This window comes from Bacillus sp. JK106, from assembly GCF_053663355.1.
On sequence record NZ_JBSJQC010000003.1, the window covers coordinates 855,405 to 881,131 of the forward strand.

Annotated in this window: 26 protein-coding genes; 5 read left to right on the top strand and 21 right to left on the bottom strand. The window is 46.9% G+C overall.

Annotated elements, in window-relative coordinates:
- Nucleotides 1-57: 57 nt before the first annotated feature.
- The 10 genes from ccpA to ACWJJS_RS14800 all read right to left on the bottom strand — a co-directional run bounded on the left by ccpA (nt 58) and on the right by ACWJJS_RS14800 (nt 10,111).
- Complete coding sequence (gene ccpA, locus ACWJJS_RS14755; protein WP_003152385.1) at nt 58-1,062, bottom strand: catabolite control protein A; 1,005 nt, start codon at nt 1,060-1,062, stop codon at nt 58-60.
- A 278-nt stretch (nt 1,063-1,340) separates the two neighbouring features.
- Nucleotides 1,341-2,417: a bifunctional 3-deoxy-7-phosphoheptulonate synthase/chorismate mutase gene (locus ACWJJS_RS14760; protein ID WP_003152383.1), complete on the bottom strand. Its 1,077-nt coding sequence runs from the start codon at nt 2,415-2,417 to the stop codon at nt 1,341-1,343.
- A gap of 236 nt (nt 2,418-2,653) precedes the next feature.
- Entirely contained in the window at nt 2,654-2,980 is a 327-nt protein-coding gene (ytxJ, locus tag ACWJJS_RS14765; protein ID WP_017418385.1) for a bacillithiol system redox-active protein YtxJ, read from the bottom strand.
- 25 nt (nt 2,981-3,005) lie between these two features.
- Entirely contained in the window at nt 3,006-3,419 is a 414-nt protein-coding gene (locus tag ACWJJS_RS14770; protein WP_003152380.1) for a YtxH domain-containing protein, read from the bottom strand.
- A 32-nt stretch (nt 3,420-3,451) separates the two neighbouring features.
- Nucleotides 3,452-3,874, bottom strand: a complete 423-nt coding sequence (locus tag ACWJJS_RS14775) for a DUF948 domain-containing protein (RefSeq protein WP_003152378.1) — start codon at nt 3,872-3,874, stop codon at nt 3,452-3,454.
- Between the two features lie 158 nt (nt 3,875-4,032).
- Nucleotides 4,033-5,331: a UDP-N-acetylmuramate--L-alanine ligase gene (murC, locus tag ACWJJS_RS14780; protein ID WP_032873626.1), complete on the bottom strand. Its 1,299-nt coding sequence runs from the start codon at nt 5,329-5,331 to the stop codon at nt 4,033-4,035.
- Nucleotides 5,332-5,571: 240 nt separating this feature from the next.
- Nucleotides 5,572-8,175 (bottom strand): DNA translocase FtsK, encoded by a 2,604-nt coding sequence (locus ACWJJS_RS14785; protein WP_454023670.1) that lies wholly within the window; start codon nt 8,173-8,175, stop codon nt 5,572-5,574.
- Between the two features lie 167 nt (nt 8,176-8,342).
- The gene (gene ytpR, locus ACWJJS_RS14790; protein ID WP_003152375.1) at nt 8,343-8,948 is read right to left on the bottom strand and encodes a YtpR family tRNA-binding protein; all 606 of its coding nucleotides are present in this window, start codon (nt 8,946-8,948) and stop codon (nt 8,343-8,345) included.
- 14 nt (nt 8,949-8,962) lie between these two features.
- Nucleotides 8,963-9,772 (bottom strand): DUF1444 domain-containing protein, encoded by an 810-nt coding sequence (locus ACWJJS_RS14795; RefSeq protein ID WP_012118213.1) that lies wholly within the window; start codon nt 9,770-9,772, stop codon nt 8,963-8,965.
- 15 nt (nt 9,773-9,787) lie between these two features.
- Complete coding sequence (locus ACWJJS_RS14800) at nt 9,788-10,111, bottom strand: thioredoxin family protein (protein ID WP_003152373.1); 324 nt, start codon at nt 10,109-10,111, stop codon at nt 9,788-9,790.
- 197 nt (nt 10,112-10,308) lie between these two features.
- Between ACWJJS_RS14800 and ACWJJS_RS14805 the strand changes: the two genes are divergently transcribed.
- Nucleotides 10,309-10,755: a YtoQ family protein gene (locus tag ACWJJS_RS14805; protein WP_071391484.1), complete on the top strand. Its 447-nt coding sequence runs from the start codon at nt 10,309-10,311 to the stop codon at nt 10,753-10,755.
- A gap of 252 nt (nt 10,756-11,007) precedes the next feature.
- Here the strand turns inward: ACWJJS_RS14805 and ACWJJS_RS14810 are convergent, their stop codons facing one another.
- The 3 genes from ACWJJS_RS14810 to ACWJJS_RS14820 form a co-directional block, all read right to left on the bottom strand.
- Complete coding sequence (locus ACWJJS_RS14810; protein WP_026092269.1) at nt 11,008-11,496, bottom strand: HPP family protein; 489 nt, start codon at nt 11,494-11,496, stop codon at nt 11,008-11,010.
- A gap of 470 nt (nt 11,497-11,966) precedes the next feature.
- Nucleotides 11,967-12,548, bottom strand: a complete 582-nt coding sequence (locus ACWJJS_RS14815) for a CGNR zinc finger domain-containing protein (RefSeq protein WP_102422696.1) — start codon at nt 12,546-12,548, stop codon at nt 11,967-11,969.
- Nucleotides 12,549-12,845: 297 nt separating this feature from the next.
- Entirely contained in the window at nt 12,846-13,919 is a 1,074-nt protein-coding gene (locus ACWJJS_RS14820; protein ID WP_003152370.1) for a M42 family metallopeptidase, read from the bottom strand.
- Between the two features lie 158 nt (nt 13,920-14,077).
- On the opposite strand from ACWJJS_RS14820, the gene ACWJJS_RS14825 reads away from it, so the two are divergent.
- On the top strand, nt 14,078-14,395 hold the full coding sequence (locus ACWJJS_RS14825) for a PepSY domain-containing protein (protein WP_003152366.1): 318 nt from the start codon (nt 14,078-14,080) through the stop codon (nt 14,393-14,395).
- 55 nt (nt 14,396-14,450) lie between these two features.
- On the opposite strand, the gene ACWJJS_RS14830 is transcribed toward ACWJJS_RS14825, so the two are convergent.
- The 3 genes from ACWJJS_RS14830 to trmB form a co-directional block, all read right to left on the bottom strand.
- Complete coding sequence (locus ACWJJS_RS14830) at nt 14,451-16,148, bottom strand: NAD-dependent malic enzyme (protein WP_024085698.1); 1,698 nt, start codon at nt 16,146-16,148, stop codon at nt 14,451-14,453.
- Between the two features lie 78 nt (nt 16,149-16,226).
- On the bottom strand, nt 16,227-17,072 hold the full coding sequence (locus ACWJJS_RS14835; protein ID WP_436335116.1) for a YtnP family quorum-quenching lactonase: 846 nt from the start codon (nt 17,070-17,072) through the stop codon (nt 16,227-16,229).
- A 58-nt stretch (nt 17,073-17,130) separates the two neighbouring features.
- Nucleotides 17,131-17,784, bottom strand: a complete 654-nt coding sequence (trmB, locus tag ACWJJS_RS14840; RefSeq protein ID WP_454023671.1) for a tRNA (guanosine(46)-N7)-methyltransferase TrmB — start codon at nt 17,782-17,784, stop codon at nt 17,131-17,133.
- A gap of 186 nt (nt 17,785-17,970) precedes the next feature.
- Between trmB and ACWJJS_RS14845 the strand changes: the two genes are divergently transcribed.
- On the top strand, nt 17,971-18,249 hold the full coding sequence (locus tag ACWJJS_RS14845; protein ID WP_003152357.1) for a YtzH-like family protein: 279 nt from the start codon (nt 17,971-17,973) through the stop codon (nt 18,247-18,249).
- Here ACWJJS_RS14845 and ACWJJS_RS14850 read toward each other — a convergent pair whose 3' ends face one another.
- From ACWJJS_RS14850 to thpR, 4 genes are all read right to left on the bottom strand, one after another.
- Nucleotides 18,250-19,047 (bottom strand): phosphotransferase family protein, encoded by a 798-nt coding sequence (locus ACWJJS_RS14850; protein ID WP_003152355.1) that lies wholly within the window; start codon nt 19,045-19,047, stop codon nt 18,250-18,252.
- Nucleotides 19,048-19,317: 270 nt separating this feature from the next.
- Complete coding sequence (locus tag ACWJJS_RS14855; RefSeq protein ID WP_070082228.1) at nt 19,318-20,247, bottom strand: YegS/Rv2252/BmrU family lipid kinase; 930 nt, start codon at nt 20,245-20,247, stop codon at nt 19,318-19,320.
- Nucleotides 20,248-20,299: 52 nt separating this feature from the next.
- Nucleotides 20,300-21,232: a hypothetical protein gene (locus tag ACWJJS_RS14860; RefSeq protein WP_061046947.1), complete on the bottom strand. Its 933-nt coding sequence runs from the start codon at nt 21,230-21,232 to the stop codon at nt 20,300-20,302.
- A 26-nt stretch (nt 21,233-21,258) separates the two neighbouring features.
- Nucleotides 21,259-21,810 carry an RNA 2',3'-cyclic phosphodiesterase gene (thpR, locus tag ACWJJS_RS14865; protein ID WP_454023672.1) on the bottom strand — a complete coding sequence of 184 codons (552 nt, stop codon included), beginning with the start codon at nt 21,808-21,810 and terminating at the stop codon, nt 21,259-21,261.
- An 89-nt stretch (nt 21,811-21,899) separates the two neighbouring features.
- Here thpR and cysK point away from each other — a divergent pair, with 89 nt between their 5' ends.
- Nucleotides 21,900-22,871, top strand: coding sequence for a cysteine synthase A (gene cysK / locus ACWJJS_RS14870; RefSeq protein WP_232213388.1), 972 nt, complete (start codon nt 21,900-21,902; stop codon nt 22,869-22,871).
- Between the two features lie 37 nt (nt 22,872-22,908).
- Here the strand turns inward: cysK and pepV are convergent, their stop codons facing one another.
- Nucleotides 22,909-24,300: a dipeptidase PepV gene (pepV, locus tag ACWJJS_RS14875; RefSeq protein WP_353575192.1), complete on the bottom strand. Its 1,392-nt coding sequence runs from the start codon at nt 24,298-24,300 to the stop codon at nt 22,909-22,911.
- A gap of 95 nt (nt 24,301-24,395) precedes the next feature.
- On the opposite strand from pepV, the gene ACWJJS_RS14880 reads away from it, so the two are divergent.
- Complete coding sequence (locus ACWJJS_RS14880; RefSeq protein ID WP_070082232.1) at nt 24,396-25,700, top strand: NCS2 family permease; 1,305 nt, start codon at nt 24,396-24,398, stop codon at nt 25,698-25,700.
- The last annotated feature ends 27 nt before the right edge of the window (nt 25,701-25,727 follow it).

A 25,727-nucleotide genomic window follows, 5' to 3' on the forward strand; every position in this document is an offset into this window, starting at 1 on the left:
ACTCAAGTAAAAAAGCAAGATTCCACCCCTCAGAGTGAAGCTTGCTTTTCCGTTTTTTTATGACTTGGTTGATTGTCTTAATTCGATGCGGTGAGGCAATTCGACGATATGCTCTTCAACCGGCTCTTTGTTCATCAGTTTTGTCAAAAGTCTCATCGCCACGGCGCCGATATCGTACGTAGGCTGCACGACTGTTGAAAGCTGAGGGCGGACCATCAGGCTCAATCTCGTATTGTCAAAACCGATAATATCAAGATCATCAGGTATCGAAAGACCTTGATCTTGGGCCGCATGGATAATGCCGAGGGCCATTTCATCCGTCGCAGAAAGAATCGCCGTCGGTTTCCGGTCAAGGCCCATCAAACTTTGAAGCGCCTCCATACCGGAATCATAAGTGTAATCGCCTTCCGCTACGAATTGCTCGTTAAACGGAATCGCCGCTTCTTCAAGCGCCCGTTTGTACCCTTGCAGTTTTTTCGAACGGTTGATCGGCTCTTGCATCGGTCCGGAGACGAAAGCAATATCGCGATGCCCTTTATCAATGAAAAGCTTAACGGCATCATAAATCGCCTGTTCATAATCAATGGCGACAGAAGGCGTCTCGCCCTGTTCTTCCACTGATGCCGCCAAGACGATCGGCACAGGAGAGCGCTTAAATTCTTCGACATGCTCGTCCGTAATGTTGCCGCCCATAAATACGATACCGTCCACTTGTTTGCCGAGCATCGTATTTAACAGATGCAGTTCTTTCTCAAGATTTTGATCCGAGTTGCTTAAAATAATATTATATTTGTACATCGTCGCGATATCTTCAATTCCACGCGCAAGTTCCGAGTAGAAAATGCTTGAGATATCAGGGATGATGACGCCGACCGTTGTCGTTTTTTTGCTTGCAAGCCCTCTTGCCACCGCGTTCGGACGGTAGCCGAGCCGGTCAATGGCTTCCAATACTTTTTTTCTGGTCGTCGGTTTTACATTCGGGTTGCCGTTCACGACGCGGGAAACAGTCGCCATACTGACATTTGCTTCTCTGGCCACATCGTATATCGTAATGTTGCTCACTGAAACCACTCCTTTTACTGGATACACTTATCCTTATCTATAGCATAAACACTTTATGTAAAGAAATGTCGTACGATTTCGCATTCTGTCGTTTATGATTGTAAGCGTAAGTCAGTAGTGTACATTATTTTTCATTATTCATCAAATTTAAATATCTCTCATGAAATTATACACGTTTTTCCCAGTGATGAAAACGTTCACTTTCATTTTATAATTAAATAAAATGAAGATACGAAAAAAAGCCGCGCGAGGCGGCCTTTAAAGAGCGGAACATTGTATTATGCTTTTACTTTCAGCATCGGCTTTAATTCGTTCAGCCATTTCTCGAATTCAGGGATATCCATCTGCTGCGCAGAGTCTGACAGGGCAACGGAAGGATCAGGGTGAACTTCGGCCATCACGCCGTCAGCGCCGATCGCAAGCGCCGCTTTTGCTGTCGGAAGCAGGAGATCGCGGCGGCCTGTTGAGTGTGTGACGTCAACAAACACCGGCAAGTGAGTTTCCTGTTTCAAAATCGGCACGGCAGAAATGTCGAGCGTGTTTCTCGTTGCCGTTTCGTACGTTCTGATTCCGCGTTCACAAAGAATGATTTGGTCGTTTCCTTGTGACATGATGTATTCAGCTGCATTGATAAATTCTGAAATTGTTGCGGCAAGACCGCGTTTTAACAATACCGGCTTTTTAACGGAGCCGGCGGCTTTCAGCAATTCAAAGTTTTGCATGTTCCGCGCGCCGATCTGAATGACGTCAATGTAATCAATCGCTTGCTCAATGTGGGCGGGCGTTACGATTTCACTGATCACCGCGAGGTCATATTCATCAGCGACGCGTTTGAGAATTTGCAGGCCTTCTACACCGAGACCTTGGAAATCATACGGACTTGTGCGGGGTTTAAACGCGCCCCCGCGCAGGATTTTAATGCCTTGTTTTTTCGCTGCGGCCGCGACTTCGGCAACCTGCTCATAGCTTTCTACGGCACAAGGTCCGACGATGAATCTCTGATCGCCGTCACCGATTTTTTCGCCTTTAATGTCAACGATCGTATCTTCTGCTTTTTTCTTCCGGGAGACGAGCAACGCTTTGCTGTGATCCTCTTCTTGAAGTTCAAGTCCGGCTTTGAAAATTTCTTTGAAAATATGCTGGATCGTTGAGTTTTCAAATGGGCCGTCATTGCTTTCAATAATGCGGTTAAGCATTGTACGCTCTCTGACAGGGTCAAATCGGTTGACACCCTGTGCTTCCTTTGCTTTACCGATTTCTTTTACAACGGCTCCGCGTTCATTGATTAATTTAAGGATTTCTAAGTTTAGTGCGTCTGCCTGCTGTCTTAGGCTCTCTAATTCCTTGTTGCTCATCTTTTTCATCCCTTCTATGCTATGTTTTATTTTAATGGTTAACATGCATCTTACTACAGTTATGCGAAAATAGGAATATGAAATAATAAATTTTTTCACATTCGACTTTATCACCAAAACGCTTTTAAGCTTTTATGCGTTGAAGCAGTATATATTGATATCCTACATGATCCGGCTGAAATGATCAATAGTTTTTTTCAAAAAAAAAACCGCCGATATCAACCGGCGGCCAGCAATTATGAAAGGTGCTGCTCTATTGCGTTTTTTGTGATTTGTGAATGAGACGCGTGCCATTTCACTTCGCCGTTTGTAATGACGAATACTTGCGGGCTTTCATGTTTCACGCCGTATGTCTCGGCGATATAGTTTGAAAGCGGCCGGCTGTCCTGCACATGCAGGTAATAAGAAGGTACTTCTGAATGCTCCGATGCAAAGGCGTCAAACTCCTGAAACGCGGCTTGGCTGATCGGGCAGGTTGTGCTGTGTTTCAAAAACACGAGCGTGTTTTCTTTCTCAGCGGCATTTTTGAACTCTTCTTCAGATGATATCAGCTGTTTTGTCATGTCGGTTATCTCTCCTTATTGAAGGTCAGCGATTTGCCTGACCGGCTTTTTCCCCGGCGTCTTCCGCTTCGGCCTTGATGCTTTGGGCCGTGTCCTGCATTTCGCTTCTCGTCTCTTCGGCTTTCTCGGTTAGTGTGCTCTTAGAACGGTCTTTTAAATCCTTCACTTTATTCATAATCTGGCCTGACTGATCAGCTACCAGCTGGGTGATATTAGATGTTTTGTCCTTGGCGATGCTGACATATTGAGAGCCTTTTTCTTTCGCGTCAGCCGTCATTCTGTCCGTCTTATCCTTTAACGCAGAAGCCTGACTGCCGAGATCGTCGCGCAGCTCCTTACCTGATTTAGGCGCCAGAAACAACGCCGTTGTCGCGCCGATAATTCCCCCGATCAGCGTTCCGATTAAAAAATCCTTACTATTGATTCCATCTTTGCTCATTATGATTCCTCCTTAGTGGATTTTTCTTATGATTAAAGCGATGTTTTTTTCTTTTGCTTCCACTTGTCCCATATTTCCATAGCGGCCTGGCTCCAGGTGACAACCTGACTGATCTTATCCTGATTCTCTCTTACAGAGGCCGTAACGGAACCTGCTGCCTGCTTTATGGATGTATTAAACTGCTGGACGGAAGTTCCCACTTCCTGAACAGCATGGACAACCGTATTTAATTTCTCTGATTTTTCCTGAATGTCTTCCGCGAGACGGTTTGTCTTATGTAACAGCTCGGCTGTCTCTGCGGTAATGCCTTTCATCTGTCCTTCAAGGCCGTCTAAAGTCGAGGCTACGTTTGTTAAAGTCATCTGCACGGACTTTAATGTTTTGGACAGATAGATGACGAGGATGAGAAATGCAACGGCAATGAGTGCGACGCTTAAGTAAAGAATGATGATCATCTAATACCTCCTTATAATGCAGGATATAGTGGTATATACCCAATTCTTAAAATGATAAACATATATGAAAGGTCTGTATGTATACTATTTCTCCATTTATCGGTAAATCCCTTTTGCAGCACGCGCAAAAAAGCAGTGAGAGCCCCACTGCTTTTTTGTTACGCTATGACGTTTTCATAGGCTCTCATATATTTTTGAATGTCTCCGGCGCCCATGAAGATCAGCACTGCGCCTTCATGCGCTTTTAACACGGATGTGTCATTTTCTTCAATGAGTTCTGCGTTATCGATTTTTTCCTGAAGATCCGTGATCGTGAGCTTGCCGACGTTCTCGCGGGCAGAGCCGAAAATGTCGCACAGATACACGCGGTCGGCCGCGCTTAAGCTTTCTGCGAATTCATCCAGGAATGATTGCGTCCGTGTAAACGTATGCGGCTGAAATACCGCGATGATTTCACGTTCGGGATATTTTTGGCGCGCCGCCTCAATCGTGACTTTGATTTCAGTCGGATGGTGGGCGTAGTCGTCGATCAGTACCTGGCTGCCGATCACTTTTTCATTGAATCTGCGTTTGACGCCGCCGAATGATTCAAGTCCGAGCTTAATCATGTTCACGTCTATCTCTTCATAGTGGCAGAGCGCAATGACCGCTAAGGAATTGAGGACATTGTGATGGCCGTATGCCGGGATGTAGAACGTATCGTAAAACGTATTGCGGACAAAGACGTCAAATGTCGTGCCTTCCGTATTTTTTACGATGTTTCTCGCTTGAAAATCGTTTTCTTCTCCCGTGCCGTAATAAACGACAGGCACATTGGCGTGAATTTTCGGCAGGTACTCGTCATCACCGCAGGCAATGATGCCTTTGTTGACTTGAAGCGCCATGTTTTGGAAAGCATCAAACACATCGTCAATGTTGGCGAAATAATCAGGGTGGTCAAAATCAATATTCGTCATAATCGCATAATCAGGCTGATAGCTTAAGAAATGACGGCGGTACTCGCAAGCTTCAAATACAAAGTATTCGCTGCTTTCATTTCCTCTGCCCGTCCCGTCCCCGATAAGAAACGAAGTCGGCTTCGCCTGCTGCATCACGTGTGCCAAGAGGCCCGTTGTGGACGTCTTGCCGTGTGCGCCCGTTACTGCGACACTTGTATATTTTTTCATATATTCAGCTAAAAATTTATGATATCTGATGACAGGAATCCCTTCAGCGAGCGCCTTTGCGATTTCCGGATGAGAATCAGGAAATGCGTTTCCGGCGATTACCGTTAAGCCGGGTTTGATGTTATCGGCGCTGAACGGATAGATCGGGATATTTCTTTTTTCAAGGGCAGCCTGAGTGAAAATCTGCTTCTCGATATCCGATCCCTGCACCTGATACCCCGTATCATGCAGGATTTGAGCAAGCGGGCTCATACCTGTCCCTTTTATTCCAACAAAATGATAAACAGTCATAATCGTACCTCCAACAAACGTCTATCTGTTCCCCAGTATATGACGCTCATTTCATTTTGCGACCGCAGCGGGCGAAAAGCCCGCACAGCGGCGCTTCCATTTATTTTTACGTTATCGTCAGTATCTGTAACTTTCTTTTTGATTAAACCTGCCGCATGATATTTCAGCGCGTGACAGTGATGCAGTTTTGATGGTCCATCCACTATCATACCATGTTTGTGAGAAAAATGAACGATATTCTTATTCTTGAGAAATGTCAGCGGCCGTAATCAGCACTTCACGGGGTTTGCTGCCCTTCGCTTCTGAGATCATGCCTTCGGCTTCCATCATGTCAATCAGCCTCGCGGCGCGGTTATAACCGATTCTGAACCTTCTTTGAAGGCTTGAGGTGCTGGCGCTGTTTTGCTCCACGACGAATTGGCACGCCTCAGGAAACAGTTCATCTTCTTCCTTAAGGGCGGTTCCCTGCCTGATCAGTTCTTCCTGTTCAAACAAATAAGAAGGCGGCAGCTGCTTTCTGACATGAGAGACGACGCGGTCAATCTCTCTGTCGGAAACAAAGTTGCCCTGCAGGCGCACCGGTTTTCCGGTACCGTTTTCCCAGTACAGCATGTCGCCTTTTCCGAGCAGCTTTTCCGCTCCCGCCATGTCGATGATCGTTCTGGAATCTACCTGGCTTGAGACGGAGAATGCAATCCTCGTCGGTATGTTCGCCTTGATCATTCCGGTAATGACATCGACAGACGGACGCTGTGTCGCGACAAGCAGATGAATGCCGCAGGCTCTCGCTTTCTGCGCGATTCTGGCGATGCTTTCTTCCACATCGTTCGGCGCGACCATCATTAAATCGGCAAGCTCATCAATGACCACTACGAGGTACGGAAGCTTTTCGCCTGTCTTATGATCGGCCGTTAATTCATTAAAGCGGCCGATATCTCTCACACCCGAATGGGCAAACAGTTCATACCGCCGTTCCATCTCTTCCACAACCCATTTTAACGCGGCGGTCGCGGCTTTGGCGTCCGTGATGACGGGGCTGACCAAATGCGGTATTTGGTTATAAGGCGCAAGCTCGACCATTTTCGGATCAATCAGAAGCATTTTGACATCACTCGGATCCGCCTTATAAAGCAGACTGACCAAAATGGTATTGATGCAGACGCTTTTTCCCGATCCTGTCGCACCCGCTATCAACCCGTGCGGCATCTTTTTCAAATTAATGACGACCGGGTTTCCGGAAATATCGACACCGAGCGCGGCTGTAAGCGGAGACGGATTCGTCCTGAAAGCGGCGCTTCTGATCATCTGCCTTAAATCGACGACTTTGCTTACGCGGTTCGGAACTTCAATGCCGATCGTGTTTTTACCGGGGATCGGCGCCTCAATCCGAATATCCTTGGCAGACAGGCTCAGTTTAATATCATCTGCTAAGTTTGTAATTTTGTTTACTTTCACTCCGGGCTCAGGATGCACTTCAAAACGTGTGACGGACGGGCCTTGTGTGACATGAACGACTTGGGCGCGCACATTAAAGTTTTTCAGCGTAACGTTTAAAAGCTCGCGCTGTTCTTCAATCCACGATTGGTCGTCATGTCTTTGCGCCGGCGGTACGTCCAGAAGCGACAGATTCGGAAAGACATAGCTCGCTCCGCCCTCTGGCGTCTTCGTCTGCTTGTGTTTATCGCTTTTAAGCATCATGACGTTAAACGGAACATTGCGCTCTTTCGGCCGCTCCGCTTTTCTCACAGTCTGAGGCTGTCCGGGATGCTCCGTTTTTTCTTCGGCAGGCCGGGACGGGGCATCAGCCGTCTCAATGCTTGCTGGTTCAGGCGCGAGGTCTGAATGCCGGTCTGCTTCATTGTACTCAGGCTGACAGTCTGCTTCCTGTTTCGCGTCGGGTTCAGCTGATTCGGGCTTGTCTTCAGACTGCGGCTGAACTTCCTCATCGTATCCGGGTTCTGTGTATGTATACACCGGTTCTTCTGCGGTTTCAAAAGGCGGTGCTTTTTCCGGCTCAGGCTCCTGATGTTCCCCCTGCAGCGCCGCTTGTTCCTCTGTGTTTTCAGCCGTTCGGGATGCTTCATACTCAGGCTCTATTATAGGCTGCGGGCGGGTTTGTTCATGCTCTTGTTCTTCTGTAAAGCCGGCAGACTCCGCGCTTTCGGTGTGCTCCAGCTCTTCAGCCTGCTGCGGTTCTGGTGCTGCAAACACTCGCTCTTTTGCATTCTCAGCCTCGGTGTGTAGCTCCTCTTTTTTAACGGCCTGGATTTCTTCCGTTTCTTGTTTCGCAAACGGGTCTGGCCGGTCATTCGTCTGTTTTGTTATACCGGATGTTGTGAAGACGGGCTCTTTTTCCGTTTCCTGACCGGATTTAGGCGGAACAAATTGCTCCTCTGACAGCAATGTTACGTTCTCTTCACGCCGCTTTTCGGAAATAGGCGCTTTTTTGATGCTGTGCTGAGATTGAAAGCCGTAAACCGGTGAAGGAATGGATGACGGTTTAAAGGGCTTTTTCACGGTATCAGGCTCTTTATGTGTATGCTGTTTCCGCTCGGTTTGCTCCTTCCCGGCGGCATAACCCCGGGACGGCTGACGGCGTTCGTGCCTTTCCCGCTGTCTTTGGTTTTGCTCCGTTCGCTTATAGCCGTCCGGAACGACAGGGAAGCGGAAATTCCCTTTCGGATATTCGTAATATATTTTAGGATCTTCCATGCGCGTTAATTTGCCTTCTGGCTGATCCGGTATGTGCTGTTTCGGGATTTGGGCATGCATGTTCGGTTCACGTTCATGCTCTTCTTCTTTTTCACCTAAAAATAAGTCAAAAAATTTATTCAGCCAACTCATGTTTAATCACTCTCTAACTCCCTTTTTAGTAGTCTGGGACGATATTTAGTATACCATTGCCGGGCGGCTCAGAAAAGATTAAGCTCCCAACTGAAGAAAGCCGTTAAGCAGGCCTGCTTAACGGCTTTCTCTCACATCATTCGATTCTGTGCGCTTATTTATGGGAGTTAGAATTGAAATGCTTCGCCGGCCTCGCGGCTGTCTTCAAGAACAAGAATCCCTTTTTCCGCCGGTGCATCCGGCAAAGCGAGTTCTTTTGCGGAGCAGATCATGCCGCTTGACGGAACGCCTCTTAATTCAGCGTCTTTAATCACAAGTCCGCTCGGCATTACCGCGCCGACTTTAGCGACGACGACTTTTTGCCCTTTGTCCACGTTCGGCGCGCCGCAAACGATTTGAAGGGTTTCCTCTCCCACATTCACTTGGCAGATATTCAGTTTATCCGCATTCGGATGTTTTTCTTTCGATTCAACGTGACCGACAACAAATTTCGGAGAAAGGTCAACCGTCAGCGTTTCTGAAACGCCGTTTCTGTTCAGTATTTCATTCACATCCTGAACGAATGTCTCAGACAAAGCGACGGGGCCGTTGTCTTCAATCTGTAAGTAAGAAGACACGTTAAAAATGTTAAAGCCCGTCGTTTCTTTTGTTTCTTTGTTAAAGATTCTGACGACATCGCCTTCTCTTTCATAGCCGATTTCTTCGCGTGCTGCATCTTTAAGAGAGATCAGAAGCGTATCTCCCACACCTTCTTTATTGTAAAAAGCGTTCATAAGAAAAATCCTTTCTAATCCTTTTTCGGCCGGCTTTTCGCCATGATAAACACAGGTTCCAGTCTGCCTTCATTATACAGAAATGAAAGGGCCGTAATCGGCACCGTGCCGCTTGCAAAGAAGCTCATGGACATTTGCCCTAAAATATCATAACCCGATTCATTTCGAATGTCAGCAAGTATTAATACATCCTGATGCGGAACGGAAATCGCTAATTCGCCTTCAGCGGCCTGCTTGTATTCATGAAGAATTGAATCATTGAGAATCCGGCTGGCGTCATAGCCGTCATTCGCCCTGAAAAAATAAAAATAATTGTCCGCAACCGTATCCTGTTTCACGACCGAAGGAAGAGAGCGGAGATTGAATGACGCCGTCTCCCTGATGCGTTCTTTTGTCCAGTTTTCTTTCTCGAGCATACGGCTGTCAATTAAGCGGTACGTCTTACCGAGATCAAGCGCGTAGTAGATTCTCGTTTCGGCCGTATGGTCATCATACACGAGCGGAATGCCGTCGCTTGTTTGATCGGGAAATGACGTGGAGCGGATGACCGGATAGATTCCGGCTTCCTTTCCGGACATCTCCTGTCCGCTGCCTTCCATCGCCTCCATCGCTTCTGACACATAGTAGACGATTTCGTCGATCGCTTCTTCTTTTTTCGTCTCCCATTTCGCAATGATCGGCGGGAGCTCCAATGTGATGCCTTTTTTGGTCGTTTGATCCTCAACACGGAGGGTGTCTTTTTCTCTGTCAAAAAAGAAGGATCGGTTCTCGTGCTGCAGGCGCTGTTTTAATAAATCCGCCAGCTTCCTTGACGTCATTTTCAAAGCCCGTGGCCTCCTTTATGCTTTAGCAAGGGAATCGGTTAAAAATTGCTCAATTTCTTCTTTTGTTTTACGGTCTTTGCTGACGAAGCGGTTCACTTCTTTTCCTCCGTTAAACACAACAAAGCTCGGAATGCCGTAAATTTCCCATTCCGCGCATGTATCAATAAATTGATCGCGGTCTACGTAGTAATAAGTGAATTCAGGAAAGTCCGCTTCCAGCTCAGGGAGAAACGGCTCCACAAAGCGGCAGTCCGGGCACCAATCCGCTGAAAACATAAATACCGCCCAATCGTCTTGTACCGCTTTTTGCAATTCTTCCGTGCTTTCAATCTTTTTCATTGTCATTCCTCCATCTGGATTATGAGTTTTTTATATGCTGATGTTTGTCCAATTGGATCATACCAGACTGTTTACGGCAAAACCAACTATATGCAATATCATTATCATATTTCATTTGCATTATCAAGCAAGTTTCGTTTACCATTTTGCTTGTAGCCGTACGAAATTCTGAATATGTACATAAGGAGGGGCAAAAGGTGCAGTTTGTCGTGTATTTAGCCGGTGAAATCCACAGTGATTGGCGGGATGAAATCAAACAAAAAGCAAAAGCGCTGAACCTGCCGATTACGTTTGTCGGTCCGATGGAAAACCATGAACGCTCAGACAATATCGGAGAAGAGATTATGGGCGTGCAGCCCGATTCTGTTTTAAAAGACGCCAGAGCTTCTGATATCAACAATTTCCGTACAGAGGTGCTGATGGAAAAAGCCGATTTTGTGATCGCCCTGTTTGGCGAGAAATATAAACAGTGGAATACCGCGATGGATGCTTCTTATGCCGTCGCAAAAGGAAAGCCGCTCATTCTCATCCGCCCGAAAGAACTTCATCATCCGCTGAAAGAGCTTTCCGGAAAAGCGAATATCACGGTCGAAACCGTAAATCAAGCGATGAAAGCACTTTCTTATTTATTTGAAACAGAATAAGCAGGCCGCCTTTATGCGGTCCTGCTTACCTATTTACAATAGAATGGTATCAAATCTTACTTTTCAGACTTTTTTCTCGAATCCAAAAGAATTTGTCCGCAATAAATTATTCCCACAGCCCTCTTTTTCTTCACTTCATTCATGAATTATTTTACTCAACCTCAAACTAACTATATATTGTTTTCTTTATATGTAAGGAAGGAGAGCGAAATCTGCGCAATAACGGATACATATGCTGCTCGTTGAAATTGATTAAAACCAAAAAGTGGGATACTGCCGATTATTTCGCAAGTTATTAATAATAACTGCTGCCGCAACAATAATTACAGATCCCACAAAAACCGGAAAAGCTAAATAGCTCCAAGCATACGCCCCTTGAATAACTACAATAGGGTCCGCTCCAGCAGGTGGATGAGTAGTCTTTGTAACCGCCATAAAAAATATAGCTAGCCCCACTCCTAAAGCCAATGTCCAGGGATGAGAACCAAGAAGATTATATATAACAAGTCCAGTCAATGTCGAGATGAAGTGTCCGCCAATAATATTTCTAGGTTGTGATAAAGGGGCATTCCACGCTCCGAAAGCCAGTACACAACTTGCCCCAAAAGGCGCCATCAGCCACAGAGATCCAGTTTTATAGGTTATCAATGACAAGATTAAAATTGTTATAAAACCACCTAATAAGCCTGTTGAAGCATCTTTAACATTTACTTTTAAAGGACTTTTTCCTCCTCCTTTCATTTTTTTGAAATAATATCCTTTTTTACTTTGTGGATTTTCTGCTGTTTGCTCAATCTTCAATATAACCCCTCCTTTTCACTAAGTTTAAAACAATTAAAATAACCTGTCAATTTAATTTTAAAGGGTTATAAATCTGAAATTACAATCCTTCTCTCTTTCAAAGATTGTTCTTCTATTCAAAAATGATCTTTTAAGAACGCTTGAAATATCATTTTCCTGTTTGTTACTTTAACCTTTTTTTATAATTCAACTGGGTTTTAGCTGCAAATTGGTTGTTTTATGAGCGACATTTTAATTTTCCGTAAAAGCCGTTAAGTTACTTATTGATTGTTTTTTCTAAAAAAGACAAACAACCTTACTCAAAAGAATATTGAAATAAGGCTGTTCATTAACTTTTTATTTATATGTGATTATTCAAAATTAAAGTAAAGTGCAAGATGATTTCGACAATACAATAAAGAAAATTTGTTCTATGTTTTTTTAAGATGACGGGAAACCTTTTCTCTGTTACCACATATCTTCATTGAACACCATTTTCTCCTTCCAGTGTTATCAATGAATAATAAAACACATTCCTCATTAGCACATCGCTTAATTAAATTAATCTTTTTTGTATATATTAGCGATAAGCCATCATAAGCAATGAGCGAAATAATTGCATCATCAATATTTCCAATTGGAATACGAGCAAGTTTAGTATCGAGAATCTTATATGTAAATGGAGCCAATTCAATCTTTTTTTCTAAAAAAGTGATAAAAGATTCTCCAGGTTCTTCACCATCTGCAATTTTCTCAAAATTTTCTCTTAGTGTTGATCGTAACTCAAGTATTTTTTCAACCATCACAGTAGTCAGTTCATCTTGTGCTTTTTTTAATGTTAATTGATTGAAAAAAGGGGTTACTTTACTCATTAACCTTAACCATTCTAAAAGATCCTCTTTTGACTTTAACAAATTATGACGTTTACCATAACTGACCACCTCAGTATTAACCAGATCAAGAGGAAGATTGTTAGAGATGAGAGGAAATTTTATGTTTGTCTTTTTTGTCATAATCATACCTCCTTGCAGAACAAATAAAAAATGCAAATGACTCGACTTTGTGAAATCGCTGCTCATCTCAATGCTTGCAGCATGTTTTTGATTTAAAAACGTTTATCATTGCAATAAAGATTCGTGGTTGTTTATTTGGATTGGAACCATTTTGATAATAATATTGAAAAATAATATGTGTTACCTAATTCTATTTTCAATACGCTTTAATGAACTGTCTCGATCACGCGGCTTAAAACAGAATGTAAAAACAGCAGTCAATAAGTATTCAAAGGGACTTATTGACTGCTTATTTTTTTACACATTTTCTCTGATCGTTTCAACCGTCTGTTTGTCACTCGCCATGACCAGCTTAATGAGCATTTCTTTCGCCGCGGCATAATCATCGACATGGATGATAGCGGCATTTGTATGAATGTATCTTGAACAAATGCCGATGACGGCAGACGGAACCCCGCTGTTTGATATGTGGACCCGTCCGGCATCCGTTCCTCCGCCTGAAGCGAAATATTGATAAGGGATATTGTGCGTTTCCGCCATATCAAGGACGAACTCTCTCATCCCGCGGTGCATGACCGTCGTTCTATCGAGAATGCGGAGCAGCACCCCCTCGCCGAGACGGCCGAACAGCTCCTTATCCCCGCTCATATCATTTGCCGGGCTGGCATCAAGCGCGAAGAAGAGATCAGGCTGAATCATGTTGGCCGCTGTCTGCGCCCCTCTCAAGCCGACTTCCTCCTGAACGGTGGCCCCGGCGTACAGATTGTTCGGCAGGTCTTTTCCGTGCAGCTCTTTTAATAGTTCAATGCTTAACCCGCAGCCGTAGCGGTTATCCCACGCTTTGGACAATATTTTCTTCTCGTTGGCCATCGGGGTGAACGGGCAGACCGGCACGACCTGCTGTCCCGGTCTGATCCCCATTTTGACCGCGTCCTCTCTGTCATCGGCACCGATATCAATCATCATATTTTTGATCTCCATCGGCTTTGCGCGCTGGGCATCCGTTAAAATGTGGGGCGGGATGCTTGAGATGACGCCGATAATCGGTCCGTTATCCGTCTGCACCTCGACACGCTGGGCAAGCAGCACCTGGCTCCACCAGCCGCCGAGCGTCTGAAATCTCAGCATGCCGTTATCCGTAATCTGTGTCACCATAAACCCGACTTCATCCATATGCCCGGCTACCATAACGGTCGGCGCATCTTCAGCGCCGCGCCTTACTCCGAAAACACTTCCGAGTCTGTCCTGCACGATGTCATCCGCATATTTCGCAAGCTCCCGTTTCATAAAGGAGCGGACCTGATGTTCATTTCCCGGTGCGCCGGGAAGCTGCGTCAGCGTCCGGAAAAGCGTTTTCGTTTCCTCATTCATATTTTCCCCTCATTTCTATGTAATGCTTTTATTTTATTAGAAAAACAACCGTTTTCCAAGCGCTCAGATTGAATGGGCTGTAAAACCGCCGCTTTACTTAACACCGTCTGGCATCTTCTGTATAATAAAAACTACGACATAATTGGAGGTGCTTCATATTGAAATTACGTCATTTTCTCTTAGGTGCAGGAGTCGGATTATGCGCTGCCATCGCAGTGAAAAAGTATGCGATGAAACCTTATATCTCTTCAGAAAAAGCGCTCCGTATCGTGAAAGCGGCTTTTAAACAGCGCGGGCCGATAGACGGATCATGGATTTACACAGAGCCCGAGCCCTACCAGGTAAACGGAGAAACCATCCAGGTATACAAAACCGGCGTGACACGTTCGGCATTCGGCGAACTGGAGCAATATGAAGTTATGGTTAATGCAAAAACAGGCCAGATTGTCGATGTCATTGATTCTGTCGCCTCATAATTCGGACAAGCAAAAAATAAAGCCCAAAACCATCAGCGTTTTGGGCTTTATTCGGTTACATCGGCCGAATTCGTTTATATACGGGGTTCCACATCGCGTCCTGCACCGCTTGGATCAGATCCTCGGGTTCCGTTTCCGCTACACCGTCCTGAATCGCAGCTTTAGCTACGGCTACCGCCACTGTTGCCGATACCGTCCTGAGATCCTCCACTTTCGGAAGCATCGGCGCTCCCGGCTTGCCGACGTCCACCATACCGGCGATGGCATTCGCGCAGGCAACGAACATATTGTCCGTAATGAGCCTTGCTTTTGTCACAATCGTGCCGAGCCCGAGTCCCGGGAATACGAGCGCGTTGTTCGCCTGTCCGATATGGTAGGTAACGCCGTTATACGCAACAGGCGGAAACGGACTTCCCGTTGTGACAAGCGCGCGGCCTTCCGTCCATTTAATTAAATCTTCAGGTTTTGCTTCTGATAATGTCGTCGGATTTGACATCGGCAAAATAGCCGGCCGTTTGACATGTGAGGCCATTTCTTTGACGATTTCTTCCGTAAATGCGCCTGAAACGGTGGATGTGCCGATCAGGATCGTCGGCTTGGCCTGACGCACCGTCTCCGCCAGATCAATTGATCCGCCTTCACCGCTGCGGCCGTACTCTTTCACTTCATCAGCAGGGCGGGCGTACGGAACCTGAAAATCACGCAGGTCCTTCATATCATCCGTTAACAATCCGTTTCTGTCGATACACCAAAAGCGGCTGTATGATTCTTCTTCGCTTAATCCGTCATGCACCATAGCTTCGCGCAGCTGCTCAGCAATTCCGATACCGGCCGTTCCCGCGCCGAAGACGACGACTTTATGCTCTTTTAAAGGCACTTTTGATGCTTTCGCACACGCTAAAACAGCTGCAAGTGACACCGCGCCCGTTCCTTGAATGTCATCGTTAAACGTACAGACTTTATCTTTATACCGTTTTAATATGCCGCGGGCGTTAGCCGTACCGAAATCCTCCCAATGAAGTAGCGCATTCGGGAATGTTTCCCGGGCAAGCGAGACATACTCATCAATAAAGCGGTCATATTTCTCGCCGCGCACTCTTGAATGCTGGTTTCCGACGTACAGCGGGTCATTTAAGAGGCTTTCTTGATTTGTCCCGGCATCTAATACGACCGCAAGCACTCGTGACGGATCAATTCCGGCCGCCGCCGTATACACCGCGAGTTTTCCGACAGAAATGGCGATGCCGCCGACGCCCCAGTCACCGATTCCCAGAATACCCTCCGCATCTGTGGCAACGATTAAGTCAATGTTTTCATTTTTTCCGAACTGCTGAAATGCGGCGCGCATTCCTTCAGGGTCATCTATTGACAAATACAGACCGCGGGGTTTTCTGTACTCGTGGCTGTAACGCTGGATCGCGGTGCCGACGGTCGGCGTATATACGATCGGCAGCATTTCGCCTAAATGATCATTTAACAGCCTGTAAAATAACGTTTCATTCCGATCATGGAGAGCGGTCAAGTAGACATTTTTGCTCAGCTCATCAGGCTGCGAACTGAATTGTTCGTAGGCCCGCCTCGCCTGCTCTTCGATTGTCAATACTTTCGGCGGCAGAAATCCCTCGAGCCCGAGTTCCTTTCTTTCCTCCTGTGTAAAGGCCACCCCTTTATTTAAAAAAGGCGTAGAAAGCACTTCTAATCCGCGCAGAGTTGTTTTGATTTCTCCATCTTTCGTCACTTGAAATTGATTCACCTGTCTCTTCCTTTCAAAGCAATTTGTCTTAGGTTTGCTTTTATTCCCGAAATTCATACAGGTAAATCATCGATCCGCCTATTTTTTCTCCCGTCTGACAGATGCAGCCACTTCGCCGTCTTCTCCCCATTTTACCGCTCTGTAAATCGCGTCGTGATAGAAAATCAGCCAGGCGTCTTTTTCTGCCGCGAACGTCTGCCATTTCTGCTTTTGCGGAATGGAGGTCATCGGATAATCATCATATGCCAGCACCCATAGCGGATTTTTATGCGCATTCGTCGGCATCAGGTCGGCAAAATGCACAGCCGTCTCCCCGCCGTCTTCTAAGACGATGACGCTGTGGCCGTCGCTGTGGCCGCCGGTGTGGTGCATCGTAATGCCTTCTGTCAGCTGATACTCGTTCTCAAAGGTTTCGACCTGATCTTGTACCGCCTCCCAATTTTCTCTCCAATATGTATTTTTCGATCTGATATTAGGGTTTCTCATTTCGCGCCACTCTGTTGCAGAAGTGATAATGCGGGCATTCGGGAAAACAGAGACAAGCTCCTCTCCGCTGTATTCCGTCAAGCCGCATGCATGGTCAAAATGAAGATGGGTCATCGCCGCAATATGAATGTCCTCACAGGAAAGCCCGAGTTCACGAAGAGAGTGTTTTAAATTGGATTCCTGTGTTACACCGTAATTCCTTTTTTGTTTATCAGAAAATTTCCCTCTGCCGATACCCGCGTCAACCAATATATTCAGGCCGTTTGTTCTGATCAGAATCGGGTCTGTTCTTAATTCAATCTGGTTTTTGTCATTTACGGGGTATTTTCTCGACCATAAAGGCTTCGGGACAACGCCGAACATCGCTCCGCCGTCCATATGCGTTACACCGCCGTCCAGCCATGTTAATGAAATATTCCCAATATTCAATGTCTCCATCTTGATCCCTCCTGATGTAATGGTAGCAAATGGCGGCATAAAAAAACAGACTCCCGCATCAGAGTCTGTCTTTTGTTCTCCATTCAACTTCGGCCCGGTAAATCGGCTGGCCGAGCGCGGAGAATTTTTCTTCGTATTCTGTCATAATATTGCCTTTTGGATCGCTGTTGTGCAGATCGAGACTGACTTCCTTCAGGAGCAGGCCGTATTCGGAAAAACTTTTCAAAGAGTATTCAAACAACCCGCGGTTATCGGTTTTGAAATGAATCTCACCTGTTTCGCCCATCACTTCTTCGTATTTTTTCAAGAACGTTTTAAATGTTAAACGGCGCTTTTCGTGACGGTTTTTCGGCCACGGGTCAGAAAAGTTTAAATATACGCGCTTGATTTCTCCCCGTTCAAATACGTCATTCAGTGTTTCCGCGTCTATATTTAACAAACGGACATTGTGAGCCCCGCTGTCCTTAACTTTTTGGACGGCAGTGACGATGACGCTTTTAAACAGTTCGATCCCGATATAGTTGATATCCGGATTCTGCTTGGCCATTCCAGAAATGAACTGCCCTTTTCCCGTACCGACTTCAATATGGATCGGGTTGTCATTGCCAAAGACCGTGTTCCACCGCCCTTTATACTGGGCCGGATCACTGATGGCGATGTCAGCGTTTTCTGCCAGAAAATCATTCGCCCAAGGTTTATGGCGCATTCTCATATGATTGACACCTCTATCTATAATTTCGAGTAACAACATACCATGAAACATAAAGAGCCGCAAGCGCCTTTTAAAGGCGCCGGCTGCATAAAAAAAGAGGCTCCCCCGGTCCGGAACACTCATGTGATGCATAAAACCGCACCGCTTTGCACAATGTATGACACAGAAAGGATGTGTATATGAATCATGGGCTTAACAAGCGAACATCAGGTCCGGTTATTAAAGGACATATTGGCCGACCATCAATTGGATTGCTGCGGCACGGTTGCCGAGTATGAACAGCTGGAGCGCGTCATCAAATCACTGATGGCCAACACCGGGCTTGATTCAAATATAAAAAACGTGCTCGAGGATGTCTACCGCTACAGCCAGTCCGGCATCACGGCCGATTCCATCGACACGCATATTCAGGAGCACCAAAACCATTTGTCCCAATGGGTGGAGCAGATGGATTCGTACTCCTGACTACTTGACAATCCGCTTCATCAGGGCATGAAGCTCTTCCATGGCATCATGATACGCTTTGTCGTTTCCTTTTGATTTGTGCCAGGCGATGAAGGTGATGGTCTCCGATAACATGTACCACGCCATCCGCAGCCGAAGCCCTTCCGTGAGCTTCATGCCGTACATCCCAAGCCAGCTGTCCCACGCTGGCTCTTCGACGTAATGATACAATAAAGGGCCGAGATCCATGGCCGGATCGGCTATCATGGCGCCGTCCCAATCTATTAAATACAGCTGGTTGTCTTCTGACAGAAGCCAGTTATTATGATTCACATCACAATGGCAAACGACTTTTTCACCGAATTGCACCTGATCCACATGAGCTTCCAAATAAGCAAGGCCTTCCTGAATAAGCGGCGAAAATTGCCGCACGGCAAAGACGGCCTGCTTCAGCTGCGACAAAAGGGCGCCCGGATCAAGCGGTTCTTTTCCCAATCTTTTCAGCATGTCGAGCAAAGCTTTTGATGTGTGGATTTTGCGGAGCAGCTCAGCCACCGGGCGTCCGCTCATATCCTTTGCCTTCAGCTCCCTGCCCGCCATCCAATGCTGAGCCGTAATGACGTCTCCGTTTTCCATCCGTTTTGTCCAAACCAGCTTCGGAACAATGCCTTCGGCGGATAACACGGCTAAAAAGGGCGAGCTATTACGTTTTAAAAAAAGCTGTTGGCCGTTATGTTTCGCATAATATGCATCTCCTGTAGCTCCTCCGGCGGGGAAGATCTCCCAATCGCTACCTAGTAATTGTCCCAACCAGTTCATATCAATGTTCAACCCATCATTTCTTAAAATATTTTAGAATAGGCCTCCAGCCTTTCTCTATTGGCGGAGCGGCCTGTCATAAACAATTTCATGAGAATAAAAAAGACAGCTATTGAGAGTCTCATATGCTAATCAATAGCCGTCCTATAAATTTTAGCGCTACAGCACAAACTTCGTCAAGCAAAACTAGCAAGAACACCTGTGAATTCTGAAGATTTATGCCGCGAACCGCTCTTTGCCGTGAAACATTTGACGGGTTTCATTTGTTTATTATGTTTTTATTTTCAACGGCGCGCCGCCCGGCATAAGCCGAAACGGCGTTGTTCCGATCAGCTCGCCGTCAGCGTGAAACGGAATTTTCCCATCTGTTTCAAAAACGAATTCCTTCCCCTTTATCATCGTCACTCCGTCCATTTTGATATGCCGGCCGAAGCTCATCGCCCATAAAAAACGATACAGCGAGAAAAAGGACAGGTTTTCTGCAATGACAATATCAAAATGGTTTTGACGGGGATTTGCTGAAGGCGCCGCTTTCATGCCGCCTCCGTAATAAGGATGATTAGCCGCAATGACAAACCAGACATTGCGGAATTCACGCCTCTGGCCGTCTGCCGTGCAAACAAATCTGAACGGCTGAAACCCCGAGGCCGTATGTAAATGCGCGAGCGGGTAAATCACAAAACCGAGACGCAAAAACCGAAGAACGCGCGAAAACGGAAAATTCGCGGCTGCCTTCAAAACTGAGGCATCGAAACCGACAGACAGGTGGTTAATAAAATAAAGTGATTGCGCTTTGTCATGAAAAAAGTTGATGTTTCCCGCAAAAAATTTCCGTGTGAGCGGGCGGTGCATACTTTTGATTTCTTGGAGGAGCGCCGACTTCTTAATACCGAGCCCTTTGGAAAAGTCATTGTACGAACCGGCGGGCACAAAGGTCAGCTCAATCTGATCCGTTCCTTTCAGTCCGTTAATGACTTCATGCATCGTCCCGTCACCGCCGATGACGAACAGCCGCTTAAGCTTATGATCCTGCATCATTGAAATCTGCCTCGCCAGCACCTCCGCATGTCCGGGATGCCCGGTCAAAAAAGAGCGGTGGCTGACCCCGCGCCTGGTCAGCTCTTTTTGAACTGATTTCCAGACACGCCGGCCCCGCCCGCCTCCTGAGACCGGATTAATAATAAAAAACCATTGACTCATCGTTTGTTTTCACCTGCTTCATAGATGAAGAGACAGCCGGCAAACGTCCGCTTTAATCAAGCCATTCCTGTCTCCGGCTTGAATCGCTCAACCCGTAAGACAAAAGAGCCTTCGCCGCCTTCAGCTGGTGGTGCTTGATCGGCGCCGTATTTTTCTGCTGCTTTTCCAGCCACCCTGCGGCAGTCCGTTTATCAGCTATTTCCAGCCCGTACGGCGGCTCCGGGTAATCAATATAAGACGTTCTGCTGAGCAAAAGCTTCCGCACGGGAATGTCGGCCTGCTTTTCTTTTATGATTTGCGAAACGACCGAGCCCGTCCGTTGCAGGCTGAGAGACGGATTCAATACTTGGCGCGTGCTGCCGGAGCCTCTTTCTTCCCAAAAACGGTGTTTTGATCCGATATATACACTGTCCTCTTCCGCTTCCATAAAAGCGGCGCAGAAAATCTCCAGCGGCGAGATAATGATGATGCTCAGTTCGACGGACGCCTGCTGAATTTGCAGAACCGGATGATACATCACAAAATAGGAATCGGGCAGCTTTTGAGCCAGCATTTTTAACATCCTGTCCCTTTTGACCGCCTGCGAAAGCTCAGACTTTTGAGAAAGCGTGGAGCTCGCCCATTTTAATTGAAAGTCATACAGCTGATCTTTGAAAAAAGGCGCGAGCTCAGACTTTTGAGACGGAAGATTCCCGAACAGCGCCTCTTCTCCCTCCGGTTCATCAAACCATTGGTGCCTCTTTTCATTTATATCGGCCGTATTTTCTTCTTTTCTCTTTTTTAAGGAAAATTTTTTCCTGGCCGGCGCTTGACCGGTTTCCCCGCCGGCAGCCGTTTCCGTTTCCGTTTCTTCCGTTATCCGGTCAAACGCTTCAAGAAGCGCCTCCCAGCGTTCTTTCTTCAGCCGGATAAACTGGTTCATATAATGGTATGGATCAAGTTCATATCTGGATATGCAGTCGTGAATTTTGATGATCTGTGCCATGTGATTTCTCCACTCCGAATATTTGTTTATGTCAATTGAAACTGTGCGATTTCTTCGTATTTAGGCGACCGGTCAAGATGGGTCTGAAACAGGGAAAACCGGCTGACGGCACTTTGCACCCTGCCGCTTTCAAACGGCATATCGTCAGGAAACGGCCGGTCTCCCGCCCACTTCCGCGCCATCGTCATATGAGGGTGATACGGCCGTTTTTCCACTTGAAAACCGGCTTTCAAAACAGCCTGTTTTGTTTTTTCCCACAAATCAAAGAGCAGTTCATTCCGTTCGGGCTCAAGGTGAAGCACTCTCGGCTGTCTGCGGTCGCCGAAAATATCCAGATGCTGAAACTGTACGGTAAACGGCTGCGCTGCCGACGCAGCATCTGCGAGCAGAGACGATAATTTCGCAAGCCGTTCTTCATCCGCGGCTCCGAGAAAAATGAGTGTAATATGATAGTCATGCGGGTGCACCCATTTTTTGAATGATAACGCCGGCTCCTTTTTGGCTGCTTCCCAAATCGGTTCAGCAATGTCAGCCGGAATCGGAATGCCGATAAAATAATGCGGCAATGAAGCTTTCATACGAGGATCTCCCCCTCTTTGGTTATGGTGTTATTATAAAACGGATAAGCGGAGAGGAGAACCCTGTCCGCTCATTATGATAGGATATTATGTACCGAACGTTTTATACAGAAAGGAATGAGCCGGCCTTGAAAATCGCAAACAGCACGGCGGAGCTGATCGGCGGCACACCGATCGTAAAGCTCAATCGCCTTCAGCCAGAACATGCAGCACAGGTCTATTTAAAATTAGAATCGTTTAACCCGAGCGGCAGTGTCAAAGACAGAGCGGCTTACAATATGATCATTGAAGCGGAAAACAGCGGGCATTTAAAACCCGGCTCTGTCATCATCGAACCGACAAGCGGCAACACAGGCATCGGCCTGGCGATGAACGCGGCGGCGCGCGGCTACAAGGCAATCCTCGTCATGCCTGACACGATGACGAAAGAACGCATCAACCTCCTGAAAGCGTACGGCGCGGAGGTTGTGTTAACACCGGGGGCGGAAAGAATGCCCGGCAGCATCAAAAAAGCGAAAGAACTCGCCGAACAGATTCCGGGAAGTTTTATCCCGATGCAATTCGATAACGGCGCAAATCCAGATGCCCACCGAAAAACGACAGCCATTGAAATCTATCAGGCCGTTCAGCAGCTCAACAGACCGCTCGGTGCTTTTGTGGCAACGGCGGGAACGGGCGGAACCATTACCGGAACCGGAGAAACGCTGAAAGAGCTTTTCCCGGATATGATTGTTCATGTCGCCGAGCCTGCGGGATCTCCCGTCCTGTCTGGCGGAAAACCCGGCGCTCATAAGCTTGTCGGGACAAGCCCCGGATTTATTCCCGGCATACTGAATCAGGACGTTTACGATGAAATCATGAAAATATCTGATGAAGATGCGTATACGACAACACGGCGTCTGGCCCGGGAAGAAGGCATACTCGTCGGCCCGTCTTCAGGCGCCGCCTGCTTCGCCGCCATTGAAACCGCCAAACGCCTCCCTTCCGAACAGATCGTCATCTGTATGACGGCCGATACGGGAGAACGTTATTTATCAACGGATTTATGGTCATTTGAATGATAAAAAGGGATGCCGCTTTCGGCGTCCCTTTTTATTATCACTTGGCAAGCTCATAAATGGCTTGGGCATATAAAGCCGTTGACCTGAGAAGGTCATCGATTTCAATGTACTCATCCTTTTGATGCGCGCTGTCAGGCCGGCCGGGGAACAGCGGCCCGAACGCGACGCCCGCCGAAAGGGATCTCGCATACGTTCCTCCGCCGATTGAAATCAGATCCGCTTTCTTTCCCGTTTGTCCTTCGTAAACCTTTTGAAGCGTCTTTACGAGCGGATGATCGGCAGAAACGTGGTGCGGTTTGCTGTCTTTAAATTCTTCAAGCCGGAATTCTTCAGCAGACGTAAAAGCATCACGGATGACTTTGCTGTCTGAAGTGACGGGATAACGGATGTTGATGCCGAGTTCTCCTTCCTCACCCTTTCTGTATGTAAAGGTGCCGACATTCAATGTAAGATCTCCGCTGATGTCATCCCTGCAATCAATTTTCAGCTTTTTGCCTCGTGTATCATTTGAAAAATAGTCACTGACGGTTTTGACAAAGCGCTTTCCGGCTCCATCCAGCTCTGTTCCGTTAAGGCATTCAGCAAGCTTTAAGCCGGCATTGACACCATTATCCGGTTCCATCGCGTGGCATGATTTTCCGTACACCCGAAGCGTCAGTTTTCCATTTTCCGAAACTGCTTCACCTTGTGTTTTTGACTGCTCAAGCCATTTGCTGAAATATGCGTGCACGGCATCAAGACCGTTCCCTTCAATAACCGCTTCAGCCGCATCCGGCACCATGTTCAAGCGCAGTCCTGAACGGAATGACAGAAGCACGTTTTTTGCGTCTTTGTCAGAAGCGCTTTTTGCAATGCGCAGTGACGCATCTATAATTCCTTTTTCCGCGTTAATGATCGGAAAATCTGCGTCAGGAGCAAAGCCGATGTCAGGCATTTTTTCGTGTTTGAAGTAGTGATCCACGCATCTCCAATCACTTTCTTCATCCGTTCCGATGATGATTCTCACGCGTTTGGATAAAGGGAGCTGCATGTCTTTGACGATTTTCAGCGCATAAAACGCCGCCATTGTCGGCCCTTTATCATCAATGGCGCCTCTGGCATATATCCGGCCATCCCTGATATCGGCTGAAAACGGATCGCTCGTCCAGCCGTCTCCGGGCGGAACGACATCGACGTGGCACAAAACGCCGACGATTTCGTCACCCGTTCCCCATTCAATATGGCCCGCATAGCCGTCAAGATTCTTTACGGTGAAACCTTCTTTTTTACCGAATTCCAGCAGTGACGTCAGGCTGGCATTGACGCCTTCTCCAAACGGCCGGCCGGGACCGGCTGTTGATTCGTCCATTACGCTGTTGATCTGCAAAAACTTCTGCGTGTCACGGATCAGATCTTCTTTGTTTCTGATGACTTCAACTTCCCAGTTCATCACAAATCCCCTTTCTTGATAAAGACTTGCAAAATGTCGATAAAACGAATAATATAGATGATGTTTTGAAAAAATGTTCGTCATTGGAGGTACTTATGTTTCATCTCGACAAGCATCAAACGACAATAAAAAGAGAAATTACCGCGGGATTGACCACCTTTTTCACAATGGTGTATATCATTGTCGTCAATCCGGTGATCCTTTCCAATGCGGGAATTCCGTTTGACCAGGTGTTCACCGCGACGATTATCGCTTCCATTGTCGGAACTTTATGGATGGCTCTCGCTGCGAATTTTCCGATCGCCATTGCCCCCGGCATGGGCTTAAACGCGTATCTCGCCTTTCACGTTGTCGGTACAGGCAGCGGCATTACGTATCAGACGGCTTTCAGCGCCGTTTTTATCGCGGGAGTCATCTTTATTATTTTATCGTTAACGCCTTTAAGAAAACAACTTATAGAAGCGATTCCGGACAATTTAAAATACGGAATTACGACCGGCATCGGCTTATTTATCGCTTTTATCGGCTTACGCCAATCCGGAATCATCACGGCTGATAAATCTAATCTGGTCGCACTCGGCGATCTTCATTCGCCCGCCGTCATTTTAACGCTTATCGGACTTATCATCAGTATCGTGCTGATGGTGCTGAATGTAAACGGGGCTCTGTTCATCGGAATGGCGCTGACCGCCGTCATTGCCTTTTTGACCGGACAGATCCATTTTGCGAAAGGGTTCGTTTCATTCCCGCGCCTGCCGGAGGGGCTTTTGATCACAAATCCGTTCGGTGCCCTCGGGGATGTCGTGCATCACGGTCTGTACGCCGTTGTGTTTTCTTTTCTTCTCGTTACGATTTTTGACACGACCGGCACCATGATCGGTGTCGCCGAACAGGCGGGATTGATCAAAAACAATCAGCTGCCGAATGCCAGAAGAGCGCTGTTGGCTGATTCGACAGCTACGACGGTCGGAAGCATCTTCGGCACCAGCCCGACGACCGCGTTCGTTGAATCTTCAGCAGGTGTGGCCGCCGGCGGAAGAACGGGTCTGACGGCGCTGACGATTGCCGTTATGTTTGCCGTTTCCATGTTTTTCAGCCCGCTTGTCAGCGTCTTATCGGAAGTGTCCGCGATTACGTCACCGGCTCTGATTATTGTCGGCAGCCTGATGATGGGTGCTGTGTCGAATATCCGCTGGAATGAGCTTGACGAAGCGTTCCCGGCCTTTCTCGTCATTTTGGCGATGCCTTTAACGTCCAGTATTTCAACCGGAATCGCACTCGGCTTCATTTCATATCCGCTTGTTAAAGCAGCTAAGAAAAAATGGCGCGAAATCCATCCTCTAGTCCTCATCTTCGCCGTGCTGTTTTTTATTCAGCTTTTTATTTTGAACGGACATTAAGAAAAATCCCTTTCCTTTTCGGAAAGG